Source organism: Candidatus Mycosynbacter amalyticus, assembly GCF_025273655.1.
GTDB lineage: Bacteria > Patescibacteriota > Saccharimonadia > Saccharimonadales > Saccharimonadaceae > Mycosynbacter > Mycosynbacter amalyticus.
The window spans coordinates 93,474-113,177 of the sequence record NZ_CP045921.1 but is presented as its reverse complement, the minus strand read 5'-3'; the positions used below and the strand labels follow the sequence as shown (position 1 = coordinate 113,177).

Here is a 19,704-nt window from a genome sequence, read left to right as displayed (position 1 = left end):
GAAAATATGAGCGAACACGTAAATGTCAAAATAATCTCTTTTGTCGGCCTGGCGGGCGCTGGTAAAACAACAGCTACCGAATATATGACCGCCAAGCATATTCCAAAAGTCTCTTTCGGTGACATCATCCGCCAGAGTATGGAACGAGCAGATATCGAGCCGACCGAGGCAAATGAGCGTAGCTTCATCACCCACCTCCTGTCACAAGGCCACGCCCAATTCATCGAGCAACACACCCTGCCGCACTTTCGCAAACTCATCGAGTCCGGTCAGCACCGTATCGTCACCGACGGCTCCAGCTCGCTAGAAGAATACCGTGCGCTCATGGCAGCGTTTCCAGGTAGCGTCACCACGGTAGCTATCGTGGCGCCGAAGCATCTGCGCTACCAGCGTCTCGAAAAACGAGCCGACCACCCGCTCACCCGCACTGAAGCTATCGCCCGCGATATCGCCGAATCCGAACATGAAGATAAGGCCGCGCCGATTGCTCTGGCCGACCAGTATCTTGTCAATGATGGTGCGAAAGAGTCGCTCTACGACAAGCTCGACAAACTTATCGTAGATTTAGATTTTACGCACTAAGTTCCAATTGCTCGATCAAGTGTCGACTATACGAATCGACGTCTTCGAACGTATTGTCGATATATACATCTGCTAGCGCTTTGACGCCGCCCATATTCAGACCGCCGCCCTGCTCACTCGGTGTCATTTCGGCATCTTCTTGCTCGGCAAACTGCTCAAACGTTACCTGATCTTCCAGGCGACCACGGTGAGCACGCATGATACGGTCATACCGTACGCGCCGATCAGCGTCGATCCAGATAATTACGCCGCCGTGTTGCTGTATCATTTCTGCTTCACCAGGGGTACGAATGCTTGTGATACATAGACCATCTTTATCGTAATGCATATCAATTGCACGTTTTGACATACCGCCATCGCCGTGCGCATCGCGAATCTTCTTACTCTGATGACTCAGGTTCTCGCGCGTATGCGGTAATCCCTGCTCATCGAGATCGTGGCGCAAGATGTCACTCAGACTAATCGTCGTATAGCCACGCTCAGCGAGCAGATGACCGAGCGTATCTTTACCCGATGCGTTTGTGCCTGCAACACCGACAATTCGAGGAAGCTTCATTAGCCCAGATACTCGTGCAGTTTCTTGGCGTCTTTATGCTTGCGCAGTTTGGCGAGCGCCTTCGCTTCAATCTGACGGATGCGCTCACGTGTCACGGCGAATTCCTGGCCGACTTCTTCGAGTGTATGACTCTTACCGTTGTCGAGGCCGAAGCGCATGCGCACGATCTTCTGCTCGCGGTCACTCAGGGTCGACAAGACAGCCTGCACCTGTTCCTTCAGTAGCTGATTCGACGCCGATTCTTCGGGCGTAGCGCTATCTTCGTCTTCGATAAAGTCACCCAACACACTGTCTTCTTCGTCACCGTCGCGACCCACACCGGCATCCAGTGAATGGATGTCTTGTTTGATTTTCATGACATATTCGATCTTCGACGGCTCCATGTCGAGCTCTTTGCTCAGCTCTTCCATGGTCGGCTCGCGGTTGAGCTCCTGTGTCATGCGGCGCTGGGTACGCAGCAGCTTGTTGATCGTCTCCACCATGTGCACAGGGATACGGATCACACGCGCCTGGTCCGCGATAGCACGAGTAATCGCCTGGCGAATCCACCATGTAGCATAGGTGCTAAACTTGAAACCTTTGTCCGGATCGAATTTCTCGACCGCACGCAGCAAGCCAGTATTACCCTCTTGAATGAGGTCTAGGAAGTCGAGTCCACGACCGCTATAACGCTTGGCAATACTCACTACCAGACGCATGTTAGCCTCTGCCATCTTGTCTTTTGGCTTAGCAAGCTTCGCGATACGACTTTTGAGTTTGCTACGTTCGGCCGCAGACAACTCCTCGTCGTCAAGCTTTGCAGTTAGCTCATCGAGCTCTTCGCGATTGGCGACAATTTCCTGCGCCAGCGCCAACTCTTCTTCGGCGTTGAGCAGTGGGATTTTACCAATTTCGCGTAGATACAGTCGTACCGAGTCGTCACTCACATCGTCCAAGTACTGGCCGTTGAGTGTTTCTTCGTCCATCTCCTCTTCGTCGAGCAACTCATCGGGGTTTGGTTCGTCGAACTCGCTCACCGGCACACCGCCGCTTGCGTCCACTACTGTTTCTTCATCATCAATAGGCTTTGTCACATCATCACTCATGAATGAATCTCCTTGTTTAGGGTTTGGATGGCTTGCATGAGCTCACGAACACGCGTCTCGTCGCCACTAGCCTCGGCGTCGCGTAACTGGTCGGTGAGCTGTTGTTTTTGCTGTTTCTTGTGTTCATCCTTTATGCGGCGGAGCAAGCGCGCGGCTTCGTGGAACCTGTCTGTGTCGGTCCACCCGGCGTATCGTGCATCGGCCCGTAGTAATAATATTTTTACATACTCGTCGTATTTTTGCAATTCTTCAGGTGTATCTTGTAGGGCGCCATGTGAAGTGCGCAGGTACGCGGCCACGGCCTGGCGTTTCTCTCCCACAAAAAGCGCTGATTCGGTGTTTGCAAACAATTCATGCAGCGCCGAATCCACCAGCCCAAGCGCAAGCACGCTGTCATGATGTGCGTACCGTGATTCGTCGTTTGACGTATCTACATGCGCTACTTTTTTGTACTGCTTGTCTGGTTCCTCTCGGGTCGACATTTTACGCTGTAGTGTCTCAAGTGTCGTATTGCTTACTTCGGCAATCTTCTGCAAATAATGCTCTTGCTCAACCGGGTCTTTGAGGGCTTTTGTCACCTCCAGCGCGGCCGTAGTAAACGCACGTTTGCCAGCCGCTGTGCTCACATCGTGCCGTGTACTGTACTGACGCAGTATCCAGTCCACCACCGGCTCAGCCGTATCAATCGCCGCCTGCCAGCTCGCCACGCTTTGTTGGATAAGTTCGTCGGGATCTTTGGCGCCGTCTGGCAAACTAATGATCGTCAGACTCACGCCAGCCTCTTCGGCAATCGGTATAGCCCGCTCGGTCGCAGCAATTCCCGCTTTATCTCCGTCAAAACTCAGGCGGATATTGCCCGTCAGTCGCCCCATCGTCTTGAGATGATGCAGCGTCATAGCTGTGCCTGCCGTGGCAACCACTTGCTTCACACCTGCCTGCCAGCTACTTACCACATCGAGATTTCCCTCTACTACTACTACATAGTCACGAGTACGCATCGCCTCTTTAGCCTGCGAAAGACCAAATACATGCCAGCTCTTGTCATATAGCAATGTAGCGGGTGTGTTCAGGTATTTCGGCGCTTTCGGATCGTCACGGATAATGCGCCCAGTAAAGCCGATTACCTCACCCGCGCCGTCCATAAGCGGCACCATCATGCGGCCTTTGAACAAGTCGCCACCGAAACGGTTGGTCAAGCCAGCATCTTGCAATTCCTTGCGGGTAAATCCTTTGTTTGTCAGATATTTCACCAGCATATCACCACCCTCGGGTGCGTAGCCCAGACGAAACGCTGCCGCCGTCTCTCTATTGATCGCGCGCTTTTTGAACACGTACTCGACCGCATGTTGATTCTGAAGCATGCTGTGCTGGAAGAAATGCGCCGCCGCTTCGTTTGCCGCGCGTAGCCGCTTTTTCTTGGCCGCGATATCACGCGCTTTGTCGTTCTGGTACAGACTCAGATCCACATTTGCCTTGCGAGCTAGTAGCTCCAGCGCACCTTTGAAATCCAAGCCTTCTGCCTCCATCACAAAGCTAAACACGTCACCACCTTTGTTACTCGAAAAATCATGCCAGATGTTCTTCTCTGGCGACACAAAGAAGCTCGGCGTCCGCTCACCACTAAACGGGCTCAGTCCCTTGAAACTGCGCCCCGCTCGCTTAAGCTCCACATACTCGCCTATGACGTCTTCTATCGCCAGCCGAGCCCGTACTTCTTCCTTCGCATCCTGCATTGCTTCTAGTATAGCATCTTACCCCTTGTCTACCTCTAGTGCTTATGGTTAAATAGAGGCAAATGGATCCACAACAAACACCACCTCCCGCTGCTCCTGGCGGCTACCCTCTCGAGACGCCACCCACGCAGCCTCAATTTGGCGCACCCAGTCCTGCACCAGACCAATTCCTCGGCGCCCAGTCAGCGCAACCCCAGACACAGTACACTCCCTCGGCGCCTCAGTACAACGCACCCCAGCAACCCTACCAACCACAAGCCGCACCCAGTCCAGCCCAGTGGTACACTCCCGCACCCGACCCAGCAGCCGACCGCCCGGCCGACGCCAGCTCCTATGTCCAAGCGGCCACTGCCGCGCAGGGTCAAACTCAGCAAGCGCCCGGTGCCCAAGGCCAGATTATCAACGGCCAATACTCAGTAGACTACCTCAATCAGATGGCCACACCTAGCAAACAGCCCCTCGACAAAAAATTCATCATTGCAGGCATTGGCATCGTTATCGCGCTCCTACTCGCAGCAGTCTTGTTTCTCGCTGGCGGCAAAAAGACGACATCTGTCGCAAGCGAAGTCAAGCTCTATACCACCCTTGTCGACACAGAAGCCAGCACTCTAAGGTCTGGCAAGCTCATCAAAAACAGCAAACTCGTCGCCATCAACAGCAACCTGCGTACCAGCCTCGTCAACGCAGCTCGCGACATGGAGACACCGCTTACTAACATGGGGCAAAATGCCTCCAACCTCAAATCTGCCGCAAAGAAAGCACCGTATCACGACGACAAGCTCGTTACCAATCTAGAAGACGCTCGCCTCAACAGTACCTACGACCGTGTCTACGCTAACGAAATGGACACCAAAACCAAATACATCATCACCTACATGGAAAGTATCAAAAAACGCAACTCTCGCAAGTCCATGCAAGAATTCATCGCCAAAAACGAACCGAATTTCCAAACTATCCAGAAGTCAATTGAAGAATACCAGAACTCCGACGAAGCTAATCTCTACTAGTTCGCTACTTCTTTGCCGCTCACCAGTAAATAGCTCAGCCGCATCAGGTCATGAATCTCGTCGTCCGGCAGCTGTCCCGAGCAAATAATCGTGTTCCAGTGCTTTTTGTTCAGATGATAGCCCGGCAGTACTGTCTCGTATTTCTCGCGTAGGTTTACCGCTAGCTGTGGGTCACATTTCAGGCTCACTCGCAAAGGCTTGCTGCCCTCGGTCACGATAGCTACAATCTTACCCTCAGGCTTTTCCCCATATTTATACACTGCCGTGCCCTCACCAAACGGATAGTCCAGCCAGACGTCGGCAAACTGCAATAGATAGTCTTCAAATTCTTTGTGGGTCATACTTTTACCTTTCCGAGGTAATATGTCAGCTCCTCAATGCTCCCGCGAATATCTTCGAGTGCTCGGTGCTGCTCCGGCTTAGCAAACTTCTTTTTGTATTTGCCTTCCATCACGACTTTCCAAGCAGTAACATCCAGCATACGATAGTGCAGTTTCTCGCTGAGACGCGGCCATTCGTTGTCTAGGAACTTGCGGTCTTGGTGGATCGAGTTGCCAGCCAAAATAACCGGCTTGTCGGTGTCGAAGTGCTCCGCCACAAACTCCAGCAGTTCATTTTCTACTGTGCGACCGTTTTCGCCGTCGTTGTTTTGCGCCATCAGCGCGTCACGCACGTTCGCATACTTGTCCCAAAATTCGCCTACCATGCGTTGCTTCATCAGATTCGGTCCAACTTTTTTTACTGCTTCGTAGGTAGCGATTTCCTTCATATCCCAATCCGTCGCGATCACTGCGACCTCGAGTATGCGGTCTTCTACTGGGTCCAGCCCAGTCATCTCCAGATCCATCCAGAGGAGTGTTGCTTTTTTGCTCATATGTTCTAGTATACAGGATTAGTTTTGGAGCGGGGTATCTGGGTTGAATTTGAGTGACAGAGAGTTTATACAATACCGCTGATCGGTTGGTACGCCCAAGCCCTCACCCTCGAACACATGCCCCAAATGGCCGCCGCAGTTTGCGCAGGTCACTTCCGTACGCGCCATACCAAGCGAATCGTCAGATGTCATTACCACGGCTCCGGGCTTGGCATCGTAAAAGCTTGGCCAACCGCAGTGGGCGTCAAACTTCGTGCCGCTTTCGAATAGCTCCGCGCCACACGCTGCACACGTATATGTGCCCGGATCGAACACACTATCATACTCACCACTAAATGGCACCTCTGTACCTTTCTCGCGCAGCACATGATACTGCTCTGGAGTGAGTTCGTCTTGCCATTCACTGTCGGTCTTATCAATCATATATTTAGTATATACTACAGCTGACTTGCACTGATGTATGAGATTTGCTCATCTGGCGACTGGACTTTTACGAGGATTTCGCGCCCATCTGGCAGTCGCATATCGGTATGTTTTAGCAAGTCTCTATGTTCGGTGCGCGTCATTATCACATACGGCTGATCTGGTGTGGCGTACTGGACGGCAAACACACTCCCGTCACTTGCCGTCTTTTCGTGCGGCGCGAGGGATTTGAGATATTCATATGACTCTTCTGTAAAATATCTGTCGATACCCACTTTTGCATGATACAAATACTCACCCAATTTACGATCTAGCTCATGTTCGCTATTTGTCACCTTCGCGTAGCGTCGTACCTGTGCATCTATATTGGCATGTGTTAGCCATCCTCCAGAGTTAGGTTTTTTATACAGCTCTAGGGTGTGTGCCGGTATCGCTCGCGTCAACCAATTTAGTTCGCTCGCCACCTCTCGGAGCGCTACCTGCGTACGACGCTGGTGGTTTAACGCACGCTCTACAAGCAGCTCCTGTGCGACTGGTGAAATTTCATCGCCCACGCTCCCGATTTCTGGAGCTCCAATTCGTAATGAGCCAAATACAGGCTGGTAGTAATCTTTGACGACACTGCCGTCCATTCTTGGCGCAGCAGGTACCCTATCATATACGTCATGCTTACGAGCAAAATACCCTACTACCGCAGTATCCACAGGCGCCAGTAACTCAACAATATCCTGCTTGACTCGGGAGCGCTGTCGCATGAACCACCGAGGAAAGCCCATAACATACTCATGCTCATGTTGAGAGGTGACGCTTCGATCACTAATATATCGCTCTGTAGAGCCAGGACCGCCATGAATGTTGCGATAACGCATACGCTTGTTGAACATGTGGGTTTTCTCATAGACAAAGTCAGTCATGCCAGCCGTCATATCACGTAAAATTTCCGTTTTCTCTACCTGATTGGGAGGTGTCATGACGAGGTTCTCTCGTCGAATACCAATCACCTTCAGGGCCTTGCGAGCCACTTCGAGCGCACGCTGCGTACGGCGATAATGGAGGTCATGTTGGGCCAAAAATTTCTCGTCGATATTTTTATCGTCGTGTGACGGGAGCGACATCAAAATATCGTACTGAGCCATCCAGTCGTCGTCCGCAGTCTCGGATACAAGCTTTTTCCAGGCGTCACCACTATCTTTCGAAAAGTCTTGCACCCCACCAGCTTCAAGGGCAGCAGCCATATAAGCAACACGAGCCATTTGCAGCGCAGATCGTTTCTGTCGCTGCGCCTCTACGATGCCGCGCGATAACTCCGGGCGCATAGAAAACTTACTCATTTCGCGACCAATATCACTAATCACAAAATCCTCGTTACCCTCATGAGGGGCCATTGCACCCATGCGATGAAGGCCCTGCTGAGCGCTGATGATACCCGAACGCTCAACAGGATGTGGCAAGTACTCGTTGATATCATAAAATGAACGATCAAGTGCAGCAATGGCAAGCGCACTCTGTCCAAGCTGAGAGTTGTATATCTCGGGAGGCCCAAATGGATCGCGCTCTTTCATAGATTTAAATGGCATAGACGCAGCTTCTATATCTCGTCCTTGCTCGCGTAGATAATCCTCGTGAATTACAGTCGGCTTGACAACATAGCCAACTCCGCCGTCAACATCTCGGCCTGCACGACCCATCTGCTGTATCACTTCGGCTTGCGAAAGATATCGCCGCGTCAAGCCAGATACCTCGTCTTCGTCGATTTCTGAACGATTGATAGTACCGTCAGAAATTACGCATGTCACTCCGGGAATAGTAATACCAGACATACCAGCCGGTGACGACACAATAACGAGGCGCTTACCTTCGGGCACAGGATCGTTAATGTGTCGCCGCTCCGTTGGACTCAAGTCCCCATGTAAGACACGGAATTCTACTTTTGCGGAAGATCCTGGCTCCACATCCTCCAGCGTTTTAATTGTTTCGTCAATAATATGCTGAATTTCGTTCTTACCAGAGGTAAAGATCATGGCTTTTTCATGCTGCTCACCGAAGGATGCATATGTCTCATAAACCGAGTCTTCGGGTCTCTCATGAATCTTGACTGCAAACGGACGTCCCTCAATCGCCACACTAGGCACTTCACCACCACCGTTGATACTACTGAAAGACTTCTCGAGTGACGCCTTATTTTGTGTCGCACTCATAGCGACAAGGCGCCAACTGTCCAATTGATCAACCGCCTGGGCAGCTACACCGGTAGCAAGTTCTGTATAGAGATTCGCCTCATGAATTTCGTCGGATATAACAACGACCTTCTCATCACGGTATTTTTCACGCAGATCAGCTTCCATGCGGATGAAAGTATTTGGCGTCATAATTTGTATGCGATTTTCATCGTGCACTTCGGTGCGATCACCATGCTGAACACCTACTGCTTTCGTCGCCTCCTCAAGGCCAAGGTGCTCAGCCATTTCCTCAACTACACGATCATGCAGTCCGTCAGCGATGATCTTGCGCGGTACAAGCGAAATAACATGGTACCCCGCTTCATACAGAAACTGTAACCCCTGCGTACTCTTGCCGCTACCGGTATCGCCTTCGATAATCGATGCCTTATTCTGACCCACCATCGAGATAATCGACGCCTTCTCATGAATAGCAGGAAGATTTTTGTTGCCAAATACATTATACCTTCGCTTAATCTCTTCTAGCTTCATGTGGTCGAGGAGCGCACGCTTATCATCCTCTGCTTGTGCACGACTTTCATCCCATGTGCGCGTGCGTCGTGGCGTCGGTCGCACACCACGTTGGCTACTGCCGTGACGAGGCGCTTGATTAAAAGGTCCGATTTTACGTCGCTCTCCCATATGCCGCAACTATACCATCATTACCCCTGTTTTCAAAGCAAAAGCACCTTCTTGGTGCCAAGGTGCTTTTTGGGTTTGTTTGATCTAGTCTTTTTTCTTGTCCAACCTATCGAGTTTGAACCCATGGACAATGAGGTAAATCACGAACGCCGTCGCAATGAGCGTGATGGCCGAGGACACAAATGCGCCCCAGGCGAAATCTGCCGTACGACCCCACAGTTCAACATGCCACACCGCACTGGCTAGCGCCTCCTGCGAACCGACGATGAACTGCACAACCGGGTTGATGAAGCCTTCTACAAGTGTCTTCACTGTCGCACCTGCCGCCGTACCAATGGCAAGACCGACTGCCAGTCCTACCACGCCCTGCGTACGGATAAAGTCGACGAAACCGCTCGCCTGACCTTTGGTGGCGCCGCTAGCTTTAGCACGAGCCGCTACTGCGCGCTCACGCACTGCCTTGGCGCGGGCTTTTGCCGCGGCCGATTTGGGCTGCTTCTCTTTAGCTGTTGTCTTGGTTGTGGTTTTGTCTGTTGCCATACTGCACCTTCTCCCACCTCTTATAATTTCTGAGTGCGATTATAGCACTATCTTTCAGGAAATAGTAGGAGGAGAAAATATACCCTAGAGCGACCCGGATAGCATGTTTCGCCACCGGGTCGCTCTAGAAAATCGCGTCAGGTTATAACGCGAAACTCATGCGTGTGCGTTCGCGCTGAGGACGCACATAACACTGTTGTGCATGTCGAGTAGCCTCGAGGGTAATTGGGCGATCGTCATCGTCACCCACACCTTCTGTGAGCCTACGCCGACGCACTACAAGCTTCTCGCTGATCGCAGCTGCAAGCGCGCTGCTGAACACATTGTTCGAACAGTCTATCTCGAGCTGAACTCGCAAATCAGTCACCGATGCACTCTCGGAAACTACGCTACCTTTCCTGCACAGCACGCGTACGAGCTGATCCTTGACCTTTTGATTGGCCATTTCTCCTCCAAATTGTTCACACGGTCAGGGATGGTTCCAAGACCGGACTACCGACACATAGCCTCGTCGTCGAAACGAAAACTCGCCACATCTGGTGGCGAGGAAGTGTCATATCGGTACTAAATCGTGAAACTTCTCGCCTACACATCAATAAACATCACGAGGCAGAGCTTGCCGCGGAGTTCTGTGTTGTGTGTGCGATAGGTCTTCACGAGGACTACTATACTACATCTTGTCTGGCGCGACAATACCCAGGATCATCAGGCCGGCACGGAGTGTATCGGCGTAGAGTGATACTAGCCCCGCACGGTGCTGCTCGTGCTCACTCCCGACGACTTGGTTTTTCTCGTAGTAACGATTGAACTCTTGGGCAAGTTCAAACAGATAATTACAGATGTGGTGCGGCGCCAATTCCTTGATCGCAAGATCGACAGCTTCGTGGTACTCACCAAGTTTGCGCACGAGCGCACGATCTTCGGCTCGTACATCGGTTGGCGCACTAGGAGTTTCTTCCACCTTCTCGAGAACACGACGTGCACGTGCATGGGCATACTGCAGGTACGGGCCCGAGTTACCTTGCAGACTTACTGTCTCGTCGAGATTAAACGCAATATCGCCACCGATACGATAGCGCGCAAAGGCGTATTTGATCGCACCGATCACCACATCCTGACGGAGCTTCTCGTCCTCTACCAGCGCAGCAACCTTTTCTTGGACAGCCTCTACCACATCGATTCCACGCGTCACATTGCCGAGGCGTGAGCTCATTTTGCTGCCGTCGCCAAAACGGACAGTGCCGTTGGTGAAGTGTGTCATAGTACCAGCAAGCTCGGGGCGAAACGCCTCGGCGGCGGCGAACACCACGCGCATGTATTCTTTTTGATCATTGCCTGTAATCAGATAGCGGTGGTCGAAGTCGTAGTCTGCCTTCTCGCGCCAGATCACACCGATGTCCTTTGTCTCGTAGGTTGGTAATCCCTTCGACGTAATGAACACGCGGGTATGGAGATGCTTCGATTCGTCACCCTCAAACACTACGGCTCCGTCAGACTCTTTGAGTTTGCCAGCCGCCAGCTGTGCGCGTACTACATCGAGTCCTACAGGAGCTGTTTCGCTCTCCGGATAATAGCGTAGTGGCGCCACTTCGATCAGTGCGTAGAACGCCTCGAAATAATCAAAACTCCACTGACGAGTCGTCCAATAAATTTGTGCCAATGGCGACTCGTGATCATTGCTATCATGAAAACCGTAGATCGTCTTGTTGAGCTCATCTATCTCCGTTTTGTGCGCCTCGTTCTCCTCGTAGGCTTTGGCGCCAATCACATAGCACGAACTAATCCAACGAGCACGTGCAAACGGGTCGCTATCGATTTCGTCAAGCTTACCTGGGTCTTCTCCACCCAACTCCGCACGCATACCCCATAGACATTTGGCTACATGCAGACCTACATCACCGCCGAAGCTTGTACGTGTCAGCTGAGCCCCGCCCACGAGAAACAGGCGCGACACAATATCACCAAACAACGTCTGATACAGATGGCCTGTGTGCAACTCTTTGAATGCGTTGGGGCAGCTGTACTCAAACACGATTTTTTGGCCTGCGTAGTGCGGCGTCGGCTCTTTGCGAACCAGTGCAAGCAGCGCCTCTGGCTTCAGAGTGATGTTCAAAAAGCCAGGTCCAGCTACTTCGACCGCCTGGTACTCGCCTGTTTCAGCCAGTTTCTCTGCTAGTTTCTCGGCAATAGCACGTGGATTTTGTCCGACTTGCTTCGCAAGCTGCATCGCTACATTGGTTGCATAGTCACCAAACTGGGGCTCAGGACGCGAAAACACTGGCGTACTGTCGACGTCGTATTCCGCTGCTATGATCGTGGCTACTGCCTGAGAAAGTGACTCCATACAGGCTATTGTAGCATAGCCACCCCTGTAAAACTAGACGAGTTCAGCGCCTAGCTCGTCGAGAAGGTCTGGATCTGGCAGACCAAGCTCTACCGCACTACCAGACACTGGCATGAGACCGCGTACATGTTCAACAAGTACATTGAGTACACGCTGGTCATCGCCCGCGCCCATGTGAGAAATATCGTTTGTTTGTGTTCCGTGACTGATTTTATCCATTTTGGTGTTCGTTTCGCTTACTTTATAATACCATTATAGCACTTATGCTTTATAATGTCAACAAGCAAAGGCCGAGGACTAGCTATATGCCAAGTCGCCTCACCTCGTAAGTGTCGTACGTGGAGTTGAAACAGCCCGCCAGCTCTTTAGCATCGCCCCAGTCTGACGAGTCGCGCCTCGTGTGTACCTATCGGTCAGTCTATCTCTTGCTCGCCGCACGAAGCACGCCTACGAATAGTGGATGCGCCCTATTTGGCCGACTCTTGAGCTCTGGGTGAGCTTGAGTAGCGACAAAGTATGGGTGTTCGGGTGATTCTACAAACTCGACGAGCTTGCCGTCGGGTGAAGTACCGCTGATCACTAGCCCACCCTGTTCAATCTCTTGCACAAATTTCTGATTCACCTCGTAGCGATGGCGGTGTCGCTCTACCACTTCTGTCGCGCCGTATGCTGTCGCTGCCTTTGAACCATCTCGCAGTACAGCGTCGTAATCACCGAGACGGAGTGTGCCGCCAGTCGACTCTTTGCCTTCCTGTCCAGCCATGATGTAGACCACATCATGCTCAGTTGCTTTGTCGAATTCAGCACTATGGGCGTCGGCTAACCCGCCGCGTCGTGCCGCTGCGATAACCGCCACCTGCAAACCAAGACACAAACCTAGATACGGCTTGCCGGTACGAAGCGCGTAATCAGCCGCTGCGATTTTGCCCGGGACACCACGTTCGCCAAACCCACCTGGTACCAATAGTGCATCTACACTGTCAAAATCCGTGTCGCTCGCCGTCTCTGCGTTGATCCATTTGATCTCCAGGTTCACTTCGGTATGCCACGCCGCACTTTTGAGTGCTTCGAGCACCGATATATAGGTATCTTCATTGTCCATATACTTTGCTACCAGCCCCACCGTCACGTCGCGTTCACGCACAGTACTCTGAGCCAACATAATATCTTGCCACTTCTTCAGATCAGGCGTAGTGTCATTACCTGTAAACTTGTTCAACACATTCAATACGCCGCTGTCAGCGATGATAAGAGGGATTTGGAACACTGTCTTAGCATTATGCAGCATAATCACCGCGTCTTCGCTGACACCACTAAACATGGCGATTTTCTTTGCCACACCAGCAGGCGCCGGATCATCAGTGCGCACCACTACGCAGTCCGGCACGATGCCAAAGCCACGCAGTTCGTTGAGCGCGTTTTGCGCTGGCTTGGTCTTGAATTCTTTGCTTGTGCCGATGAATGGCACATAGACAACGTGCACATATAGGCAGTTTTCGCGGCCAACTCGCCCTGCGAATTCACGAATTGCCTCTACGAAGCTCAGGCCTTCGTAGTCGCCTACTGTACCACCGATCTCTACTATATGTACGTCACTGCCATCGGCAGCAAGTTCGATCGCGTCCTGGATCGCGCCAGTCAAGTGCGGCACCAGCTGCACTGTCTTACCGCCGAATTTCCCGGCGCGCTCGTCGGCAATGAGATTGCTCAGCAACTTGCCACTCAGTGTCGCGTTCTTCTGCGTCAGCTCCAGATCGAGGAAGCGCTCGTAGTGCCCCAGATCGAGGTCTGTCTCGGCGCCGTCTTTTGTTACGAAACACTCGCCGTGTTCCGCTGGATTCAAAAGACCCGCATCTACATTGAGATACGGATCACATTTCTGAATCGATACATTGATACCTTTGGCCTGCAACACCGCGCCCATACTTGCCGCTGTGATGCCTTTACCAACGCCAGAGAGGACGCCGCCAGTCACAAAAATATACTTCTTAGATTGTCCCATGTTGGTCTCACCTTCCATGGGATTTTATTATAGCACTAAGTAAGTGTGGCCGACTACTTTCTGGCTATGTTGATTTTACCCGATTGCGGGGACGCTCCGTCAACTACTCGATCAGCTATGTAAATACTTTTTAGATTAGGTATGTCTTCTGCAGCCATAGATGCTGCAGTATCAAGCGTATATTGATTATATTGATCGGTCGTTCCGTATGCGGCGGCAATCTCAGGAGTCATGGACGGCACTCCCCATGCCGCAGGCATCAGAATTTTATCTGTGCTATTTCTCAATTTCTTCTCTAGCGTAATCGCAAAGATCAGTTCAGAGCAAATAAGTCCTGTCGCGCCTAACTTATGGTAGGGGTTTTGATCCGCATTATACTCAAACCATCCGAGCTCTTCTTCGTACGGGCCAGGGTGCTTCTTACGTTGTAGGTGTGTCGTTGATCCATACTGAAACACTGCCGCCCCATTATTGTAGCCAGTGCGCGTAGGAGACTGCAGGGGCGCCCCTATCATAATTGCATTCGAGGTATCATAAGATACACCTTTTAATCGACAAAATCGCTCATTGAGCGTTTTTAGCATGGCATCCGTTTGTTTCTCAAGTGAAAAATCATGAAATTCATCGTCATTTAATAACGCAAGCTCAGGTGTGACAATAGTAGTATTGTTTGCTGGCTGATCGGCTATTGCTTCAAGTGTGTCTTCAAATGTTGGCTGCGTGACAACTGTGATGTTATCTTCAGGATAATGAAACACACCGTGCGTGTAGTGCATTTCAGAGTGGTCGTTTTGCAAGCTTTTTGGTGATTTTTCTTTTGACATAGTCTACCTAAAATATATCATTTATTGTTGTAAATGTCAATATTATTATGCTTATCAAACAAACGTTGTATAATAGTATATGTACAGCAAAGTGTTGTACGGGACTCGAAGGAGTGATTGTGCTACGTCTCGTTTTACTACGTCCTGGGATGGACAATGAGAAGTACAAACTTCTGCCCCACAGAGGGCTTGAAGCACGCCTCGTAGAGGCCGCCGGTGACGCACAGCAAATGTTCGCGCTTGGAGGTGTGGATAACAGAGGAGCAAGTTCCGTGTTCTATGTGAGAAACATCGAACAGCTTGCCACCCCAGAACATGCCGAAAGCGAGGCTTTGTTTACGTGCGACGACACCATGCGTGGCACCAAAGCACTGATCATCTCCTCGTCCTAGGGTCTTCCAAGACCCACCATGCCCCGTAGCAGCCAGCTACGGGGCATCTCACTTTATAGTTACTCACTTTCGTGCGACTACGAAGCTAAAGAGGTAATCTGCTCAGCAGAACTACCTTTCTCATACAGTGTCTCACATGCACTTTGCATGGACCATTCACTTACCAGCGGCTGCAACACCTCCCAACTACGAATCACTTCGGCACTCGACGTAAAGATGTGTTTATGACCACGAATCGCGTCGACAATAACCTGCTCGTATGCTTCGGGTAACACTGTACCCGCAGGATAATTAAACGAAAGTCGAGTCTCTTCATATTCATACTCATAATCTGGCTTAAGTGTATTAAGCGCGATTTCTATACCCTCCTCTGGCTGAATGCGAAACACGAGACAGTTCGTCTGCGCATCATGAAATTTCTTGAAATGCACTTTTATCTCGGTCAGTTTCTGATCCAACGCCTTACCCGTCGCGAGATACAGTGGAACGCCCTGCCACTTCGGCGCATCACTCTCAAGCTCCACAGACACAAATGTTTCGGTGCTACTGCCAGGATTTTCGACTTCATCCTGATAACCAACATATTGCGCCCGAATTGTCTTTGTCGTGTCGACAGGTCGCAGACTCTGCAAGGCACCGAGACGATGCTGCGACACCTGACTCCAGTGCATATCGCCAGGGATATCCATAATCACCAAGCTAAGGAGTTGCATCAGGTGGCCTTGCACGATATCGCGTAGCGCACCTGTCTGTTCATAAAACTGCGCTCGTCCTTCGATATCTATAGACTCGTATGCATGGATTTCGATTTTTTCGATTGCCGTATTGTCCCACACATGAGCAAACAGTGCGTTATGTGCGCGAAACGCTACGATATTTTGCGCCATCTCTTTGGCAAGATAGTGATCAATACGGTACACTTGTTCATCGTCAAACCACTCGCCGATACGCTCCGCCATGGCTCGTGCACTTTCCAGATCGGTACCAAACGGCTTCTCGAGCATGAGTTTTACTCGGTCGTCGTTGAGACCTGCCCCACCGAGAAGCTGCACGATCTGGCCAGAAGCGGTCGGCGGTACGGAGAGGTAAATCAACAATTGGTCGCCCTCACTCAGTCCTATTTCCGACTTGAGCCGTTCATAGTCTGAGGCTACTGTGAGATCCATCGTTACTACACGAGTACGCTCCACTAGCTGCGGCTCACGCATGAGCATCGCTACGTCCACTTCGCGCCGAGACACACCGATAATCTCGAGATCCGTGTAAGTGCCTGTCTGCACGATCCGCTCTAGCGCAGGGATGAGTTTGCGGCGGCTCAGGTCGCCCGTAATACCGAAGATGAGGAGTTTTGTAGTCATATGTATCTATTATACCGCAAAGAAAAACCGACCTCCTCGCACCATGGTAGCGCAAATTGGTCGGGTTTCCTGTCCGTGTCCGGAAAATTCATACGTGCAGGGGATGCACTCACACTGCTTCTGCAAAAGCGAGCAGCGACAGCGCGATCATCACCGACTCCATGTCGAAAGCCGGGTGCAGCAACTCAGGCTCCGAAGCACCCTGCTGAATACTAGCCACGTATTGCCCTAGGCCAGTGGCCAGATAGAGCGTAGCTGGAGGCCCATAGTACCTCGTTGGACTCGGCTGATGAAACTCGGCAACGACAGCGAACGAAAAGTGCTCGATATTTGCCCAGTTCCCCACGCAGTACAGCACCTCTCGTCCCGTATCACGGTTGAGCCGACGCACATACGACGGATTGCCGTGTGCCGCGAGCGCTTGTTCCCAGAAAGTTGCCGGCGGGGCATATAGCATCCCTTCGAGTGCCGGACGGCCTCTTTTTGCACCCATCTTTTCTTACCTTTCACTAGTGGACAGGTTTCATAATCATAAAATATAATTCAATTAAAAGCAATGGTTGCGTTGCTTTTTATACTAAATATTGTAAGATTATAATATCCCATATTACCGGGAGAACCTATTAGAAGAAGGTGCAGCTATGAGGTCACAAACTGACGAAAACAGGCAAAAGCTTGCCGAGCTTGTCAACAAAATCTGGCGACGCAAACAATCTCGCTGGCCATGGCCGACAGGCTATCTCCGTGCTCAGTTACCGCGCACAATTTACGCGGCCACCAAAAATGGCGAACCGATGCATGACGACAACTTCGCCGCCCACCTTGTGACGGCACGGCTCATGGCAAATGGCACGGTCTAGCCCGCGAATCCCTCGTACATACCTGTAGTCACTACCCCTAGAGAGGAAGTCAAATGTGTGAAGTTGATGCGGAGAAATGGACCGAAGAGCAGGCCAAGGCCGTACAGGACTACCTGGAGCGCCATGTGGACCAGTTTCGCACATGCTTCCACGAAGCGTGCTGCCTCCGCCAATTAGTGTCGGATGGAGACCCAGTGACATCATGGCAGTACATCCATGATGTCATGTCGTGCCCCTACGACGAAAGATGTGCTTTTGAAAACATCTATCTCAACGGCGCGCACGGTGGAATTCAGACCCTTCTGGGACTGAAGGTGGCATAAGCGCACCTACCAATTTTGTGCCCCGCCAGGGAAGGCCGCTCCAGCAGGAGTGCTCCCGGGATATCGGGGCACTTCTGCTTTCCTAGACTAGGCATGACCGTGCTACTATAATTTTATGAGCAAAAAACACTCTACAACAAAAAAACTACAAAGAAATAAATCTCTACTCGTACTTTGGGTCGTAGTCATGCTCCTCTTGGTGGCACAGATAGTATCGCTGTGGTATATCATAAAGAGCCACAATGATAGTTCCGAAATTTCTTCACAGCGCATCTATACATTAGTAAATGAATCCGAGCAAAAGAGATACAAATATCCGGTCATAGATGTCTCAGAAAACAGAGTCTATATCCCCGAGGCCAAGATATATTTGCCACTCACCGATACGACCAGGGAGTTGCGGTACGATTACTTCAGTCTAAAAAACCACGAGTCACTCTACTTCAGCGTCAACTCCACAGTGGGACAACAAACTCAAGATGAGAGCCCAACATGCGACAAGATTGTATCTCTCACCAAAAGCGAAAACCCTCATTCCGCAACTACTGATCCTCCTGCTGCTACGGTTCCAGCTACCAAAGATGGCTTGACCGACATCCGTGTACATGCGGACTGCAAGATCTATTTCGGCGACGTAAAGACGAGCCTGCTAGAGGCAGTAGAGCAGCTAAAAAACTACTAGCATACTTTCTCCAAAAGATTGACTTATACATACGTACGTTGTAGGGTAATATACATCCTCATTCCGAGGTGTCCCTGCTAGAAGATGGGAGCGGCTATGACAACGCCGTTGAGTCACTACCCTCATGATGCGGATTTCTCCGCATTATGGCGCGACATGAAGTGCACGTATGTCAACTGGCGGGCTCGTTCACTGCTGCATCAGATTCGGTACAAACTCGCCAATCACGGTGTAGATGGCCGGATGGAAATTGCCGAGCAAATTCTCGCCAAAGACACGTCTTCGATGTTCGATCGCTGGCGCGGAATCGACTGCGCCGGCATGCTGAATGCATGGTGCAGCGAAGCTGCTGAATTGTCCAGCCGAGCAAAGAAAGTGCTGCGATCGTCGGCACTATCGGAGGCCTTGAGTCGCGACCTTACAAGTGCTGTATGCGAGCTCGACTCCACCACAAGAACAGCCAAGGCAACACAACAAGTTCTTTGCGCGGTACTCGCGCTTCGCAAGTCCCTAGCCTGAGTGAGGTTCGCCCTGCCCCTACTAGCAGACGCCCGTCTCGAGAGATCGATGCGGGCGACTTGCTTTCGAGGTTAAGCAAGTCGCCTCGGCATTAGTGTAAGGTTTTTTATAAGGTGGATATTAATTTAGATTGGACCTATCGGTCTACACATTAAACCAGTGAGTTAAGTATGCAGCGCCGCTGGCTGCGAGAGCAAGTAGCAGCCCGACAATAGGTAGAACCTTGCTCTTGCCTGGCAATTTGAATATTGCCAAGAAAAGCACCGCGGAACACAATAGGCTCATGTACATGACGTAGCCCGCGATGGTACCGGCAAGACGATAGTTGCTCTCAGTGTTTATTGCGGCGACAATAAATAGACCAATTAAGGGCAGGAGGGTCACCGTGCTGGTAATAGACGCCAAGTTTGCTTCGGGAGTTACTCCTGCTTTACTCATCTGCCTACCCTTTCTAGCTTGCATATTCTACCGTCGGCTTGTGCGTACAAGTTGCGTGCTTGTGACGATAATACCTGCGACACCGAGCACAGCACTCATCTTTGCCCAGTTACCCAAACCGTCGAGCCCTGTGCCAAACGGATTTGCTCCAGAAATCAACAACAGAAAGTTTGCAACAATAAAGATCCAGATCGCCAGTGCCACCCAAGATAGCACACCCAACCTATCTAGATGCGTAGAGATAGCGTGTCTACGAAATATAACTATCATCGAAACGAGTACAGATAGCGACAGTATCAGG

The 19,704-nt window shown here is 51.2% G+C and carries 24 protein-coding genes; 7 read left to right on the top strand and 17 right to left on the bottom strand.

The window, feature by feature from the left end:
* Positions 1-6: 6 nt before the first annotated feature.
* On the top strand, positions 7-582 hold the full coding sequence (locus GII36_RS00610) for an AAA family ATPase (protein ID WP_260763645.1): 576 nt from the start codon (positions 7-9) through the stop codon (positions 580-582).
* On the opposite strand, the gene GII36_RS00605 is transcribed toward GII36_RS00610, so the two are convergent.
* The 3 genes from GII36_RS00605 to dnaG all read right to left on the bottom strand — a co-directional run bounded on the left by GII36_RS00605 (position 572) and on the right by dnaG (position 3,956).
* Complete coding sequence (locus GII36_RS00605; RefSeq protein ID WP_260763643.1) at positions 572-1,138, bottom strand: nucleoside/nucleotide kinase family protein; 567 nt, start codon at positions 1,136-1,138, stop codon at positions 572-574. The two genes, GII36_RS00610 and GII36_RS00605, sit on opposite strands and share 11 nt — an antisense overlap.
* The gene (gene rpoD / locus GII36_RS00600) at positions 1,138-2,103 is read right to left on the bottom strand and encodes an RNA polymerase sigma factor RpoD (RefSeq protein ID WP_446680081.1); all 966 of its coding nucleotides are present in this window, start codon (positions 2,101-2,103) and stop codon (positions 1,138-1,140) included. Before rpoD ends, GII36_RS00605 begins: the two co-directional genes overlap by 1 nt.
* 116 nt (positions 2,104-2,219) lie before the next feature.
* Positions 2,220-3,956: a DNA primase gene (dnaG, locus tag GII36_RS00595; RefSeq protein WP_260763639.1), complete on the bottom strand. Its 1,737-nt coding sequence runs from the start codon at positions 3,954-3,956 to the stop codon at positions 2,220-2,222.
* A 62-nt stretch (positions 3,957-4,018) separates the two neighbouring features.
* On the opposite strand from dnaG, the gene GII36_RS00590 reads away from it, so the two are divergent.
* Complete coding sequence (locus GII36_RS00590; protein WP_260763638.1) at positions 4,019-4,963, top strand: hypothetical protein; 945 nt, start codon at positions 4,019-4,021, stop codon at positions 4,961-4,963.
* Here the strand turns inward: GII36_RS00590 and GII36_RS00585 are convergent.
* From GII36_RS00585 to GII36_RS00540, 10 genes are all read right to left on the bottom strand, one after another.
* Positions 4,960-5,304, bottom strand: a complete 345-nt coding sequence (locus GII36_RS00585) for an MmcQ/YjbR family DNA-binding protein (RefSeq protein ID WP_260763636.1) — start codon at positions 5,302-5,304, stop codon at positions 4,960-4,962. The genes GII36_RS00590 and GII36_RS00585 overlap by 4 nt on opposite strands.
* Positions 5,301-5,837, bottom strand: a complete 537-nt coding sequence (orn, locus tag GII36_RS00580) for an oligoribonuclease (protein WP_260763634.1) — start codon at positions 5,835-5,837, stop codon at positions 5,301-5,303. Before orn ends, GII36_RS00585 begins: the two co-directional genes overlap by 4 nt.
* An 18-nt stretch (positions 5,838-5,855) precedes the next feature.
* Positions 5,856-6,260, bottom strand: coding sequence for a peptide-methionine (R)-S-oxide reductase MsrB (msrB, locus tag GII36_RS00575; RefSeq protein ID WP_260763631.1), 405 nt, complete (start codon positions 6,258-6,260; stop codon positions 5,856-5,858).
* 14 nt (positions 6,261-6,274) lie between these two features.
* Positions 6,275-9,121, bottom strand: coding sequence for a helicase-related protein (locus tag GII36_RS00570; RefSeq protein WP_260763630.1), 2,847 nt, complete (start codon positions 9,119-9,121; stop codon positions 6,275-6,277).
* An 84-nt stretch (positions 9,122-9,205) separates the two neighbouring features.
* Positions 9,206-9,661 (bottom strand): MscL family protein, encoded by a 456-nt coding sequence (locus GII36_RS00565; protein WP_260763628.1) that lies wholly within the window; start codon positions 9,659-9,661, stop codon positions 9,206-9,208.
* A 142-nt stretch (positions 9,662-9,803) separates the two neighbouring features.
* Positions 9,804-10,106: a hypothetical protein gene (locus tag GII36_RS00560; protein WP_260763626.1), complete on the bottom strand. Its 303-nt coding sequence runs from the start codon at positions 10,104-10,106 to the stop codon at positions 9,804-9,806.
* Positions 10,107-10,331: 225 nt separating this feature from the next.
* A complete protein-coding gene (gene argS, locus GII36_RS00555; RefSeq protein WP_260763625.1) occupies positions 10,332-12,005 on the bottom strand; it encodes an arginine--tRNA ligase in 1,674 nt (557 codons plus the stop codon).
* Positions 12,006-12,038: 33 nt separating this feature from the next.
* Positions 12,039-12,224 carry a hypothetical protein gene (locus GII36_RS00550; RefSeq protein ID WP_260763624.1) on the bottom strand — a complete coding sequence of 62 codons (186 nt, stop codon included), beginning with the start codon at positions 12,222-12,224 and terminating at the stop codon, positions 12,039-12,041.
* A gap of 199 nt (positions 12,225-12,423) precedes the next feature.
* Entirely contained in the window at positions 12,424-14,025 is a 1,602-nt protein-coding gene (pyrG, locus tag GII36_RS00545; protein ID WP_260763623.1) for a CTP synthase, read from the bottom strand.
* A gap of 35 nt (positions 14,026-14,060) precedes the next feature.
* Positions 14,061-14,831 carry a hypothetical protein gene (locus GII36_RS00540; protein ID WP_260763622.1) on the bottom strand — a complete coding sequence of 257 codons (771 nt, stop codon included), beginning with the start codon at positions 14,829-14,831 and terminating at the stop codon, positions 14,061-14,063.
* A gap of 113 nt (positions 14,832-14,944) precedes the next feature.
* On the opposite strand from GII36_RS00540, the gene GII36_RS00535 reads away from it, so the two are divergent.
* Entirely contained in the window at positions 14,945-15,223 is a 279-nt protein-coding gene (locus GII36_RS00535; protein ID WP_260763621.1) for a hypothetical protein, read from the top strand.
* A 77-nt stretch (positions 15,224-15,300) separates the two neighbouring features.
* On the opposite strand, the gene GII36_RS00530 is transcribed toward GII36_RS00535, so the two are convergent.
* Entirely contained in the window at positions 15,301-16,581 is a 1,281-nt protein-coding gene (locus GII36_RS00530) for a glucose-6-phosphate dehydrogenase (protein ID WP_260763620.1), read from the bottom strand.
* Between the two features lie 109 nt (positions 16,582-16,690).
* Entirely contained in the window at positions 16,691-17,074 is a 384-nt protein-coding gene (locus GII36_RS00525) for a hypothetical protein (RefSeq protein WP_260763619.1), read from the bottom strand.
* Between the two features lie 148 nt (positions 17,075-17,222).
* Between GII36_RS00525 and GII36_RS00520 the strand changes: the two genes are divergently transcribed.
* The 4 genes from GII36_RS00520 (at position 17,223) to GII36_RS00505 (ending at position 18,965) form a co-directional block, all read left to right on the top strand.
* The gene (locus GII36_RS00520) at positions 17,223-17,441 is read left to right on the top strand and encodes a hypothetical protein (RefSeq protein WP_260763618.1); all 219 of its coding nucleotides are present in this window, start codon (positions 17,223-17,225) and stop codon (positions 17,439-17,441) included.
* 53 nt (positions 17,442-17,494) lie between these two features.
* Positions 17,495-17,764, top strand: a complete 270-nt coding sequence (locus GII36_RS00515) for a hypothetical protein (RefSeq protein ID WP_260763617.1) — start codon at positions 17,495-17,497, stop codon at positions 17,762-17,764.
* Positions 17,765-18,224: 460 nt separating this feature from the next.
* A complete protein-coding gene (locus GII36_RS00510; RefSeq protein ID WP_260763616.1) occupies positions 18,225-18,446 on the top strand; it encodes a hypothetical protein in 222 nt (73 codons plus the stop codon).
* A gap of 156 nt (positions 18,447-18,602) precedes the next feature.
* Entirely contained in the window at positions 18,603-18,965 is a 363-nt protein-coding gene (locus GII36_RS00505) for a hypothetical protein (RefSeq protein WP_260763615.1), read from the top strand.
* Between the two features lie 144 nt (positions 18,966-19,109).
* On the opposite strand, the gene GII36_RS00500 is transcribed toward GII36_RS00505, so the two are convergent.
* Together GII36_RS00500 and GII36_RS00495 are read right to left on the bottom strand one after the other, a co-directional pair.
* On the bottom strand, positions 19,110-19,403 hold the full coding sequence (locus tag GII36_RS00500) for a hypothetical protein (RefSeq protein ID WP_260763614.1): 294 nt from the start codon (positions 19,401-19,403) through the stop codon (positions 19,110-19,112).
* A gap of 27 nt (positions 19,404-19,430) precedes the next feature.
* On the bottom strand, positions 19,431-19,673 hold the full coding sequence (locus GII36_RS00495; protein WP_260763613.1) for a hypothetical protein: 243 nt from the start codon (positions 19,671-19,673) through the stop codon (positions 19,431-19,433).
* Between the last annotated feature and the right edge of the window lie 31 nt (positions 19,674-19,704).

Bases quoted from the DNA above. Each gene is read 5' to 3' on its own strand.
- GII36_RS00550 (WP_260763624.1), bottom strand. From the start codon at position 12,224: ATGGATAAAATCAGTCACGGAACACAAACAAACGATATTTCTCACATG.
- GII36_RS00590 (WP_260763638.1), top strand. From the start codon at position 4,019: ATGGATCCACAACAAACACCACCTCCCGCTGCTCCTGGCGGCTACCCT.
- orn (WP_260763634.1), bottom strand. From the start codon at position 5,837: ATGAGCAAAAAAGCAACACTCCTCTGGATGGATCTGGAGATGACTGGG.
- pyrG (WP_260763623.1), bottom strand. From the start codon at position 14,025: ATGGAAGGTGAGACCAACATGGGACAATCTAAGAAGTATATTTTTGTG.
- GII36_RS00520 (WP_260763618.1), top strand. From the start codon at position 17,223: ATGAGGTCACAAACTGACGAAAACAGGCAAAAGCTTGCCGAGCTTGTC.
- GII36_RS00565 (WP_260763628.1), bottom strand. From the start codon at position 9,661: ATGGCAACAGACAAAACCACAACCAAGACAACAGCTAAAGAGAAGCAG.
- GII36_RS00500 (WP_260763614.1), bottom strand. From the start codon at position 19,403: ATGAGTAAAGCAGGAGTAACTCCCGAAGCAAACTTGGCGTCTATTACC.
- GII36_RS00495 (WP_260763613.1), bottom strand. From the start codon at position 19,673: ATGATAGTTATATTTCGTAGACACGCTATCTCTACGCATCTAGATAGG.
- GII36_RS00610 (WP_260763645.1), top strand. From the start codon at position 7: ATGAGCGAACACGTAAATGTCAAAATAATCTCTTTTGTCGGCCTGGCG.
- GII36_RS00530 (WP_260763620.1), bottom strand. From the start codon at position 16,581: ATGACTACAAAACTCCTCATCTTCGGTATTACGGGCGACCTGAGCCGC.
- GII36_RS00525 (WP_260763619.1), bottom strand. From the start codon at position 17,074: ATGGGTGCAAAAAGAGGCCGTCCGGCACTCGAAGGGATGCTATATGCC.
- GII36_RS00560 (WP_260763626.1), bottom strand. From the start codon at position 10,106: ATGGCCAATCAAAAGGTCAAGGATCAGCTCGTACGCGTGCTGTGCAGG.
- GII36_RS00605 (WP_260763643.1), bottom strand. From the start codon at position 1,138: ATGAAGCTTCCTCGAATTGTCGGTGTTGCAGGCACAAACGCATCGGGT.
- GII36_RS00515 (WP_260763617.1), top strand. From the start codon at position 17,495: ATGTGTGAAGTTGATGCGGAGAAATGGACCGAAGAGCAGGCCAAGGCC.
- dnaG (WP_260763639.1), bottom strand. From the start codon at position 3,956: ATGCAGGATGCGAAGGAAGAAGTACGGGCTCGGCTGGCGATAGAAGAC.
- GII36_RS00540 (WP_260763622.1), bottom strand. From the start codon at position 14,831: ATGTCAAAAGAAAAATCACCAAAAAGCTTGCAAAACGACCACTCTGAA.
- msrB (WP_260763631.1), bottom strand. From the start codon at position 6,260: ATGATTGATAAGACCGACAGTGAATGGCAAGACGAACTCACTCCAGAG.
- argS (WP_260763625.1), bottom strand. From the start codon at position 12,005: ATGGAGTCACTTTCTCAGGCAGTAGCCACGATCATAGCAGCGGAATAC.
- rpoD (WP_446680081.1), bottom strand. From the start codon at position 2,103: ATGGACGAAGAAACACTCAACGGCCAGTACTTGGACGATGTGAGTGAC.
- GII36_RS00570 (WP_260763630.1), bottom strand. From the start codon at position 9,121: ATGGGAGAGCGACGTAAAATCGGACCTTTTAATCAAGCGCCTCGTCAC.
- GII36_RS00505 (WP_260763615.1), top strand. From the start codon at position 18,603: ATGAAGTGCACGTATGTCAACTGGCGGGCTCGTTCACTGCTGCATCAG.
- GII36_RS00585 (WP_260763636.1), bottom strand. From the start codon at position 5,304: ATGACCCACAAAGAATTTGAAGACTATCTATTGCAGTTTGCCGACGTC.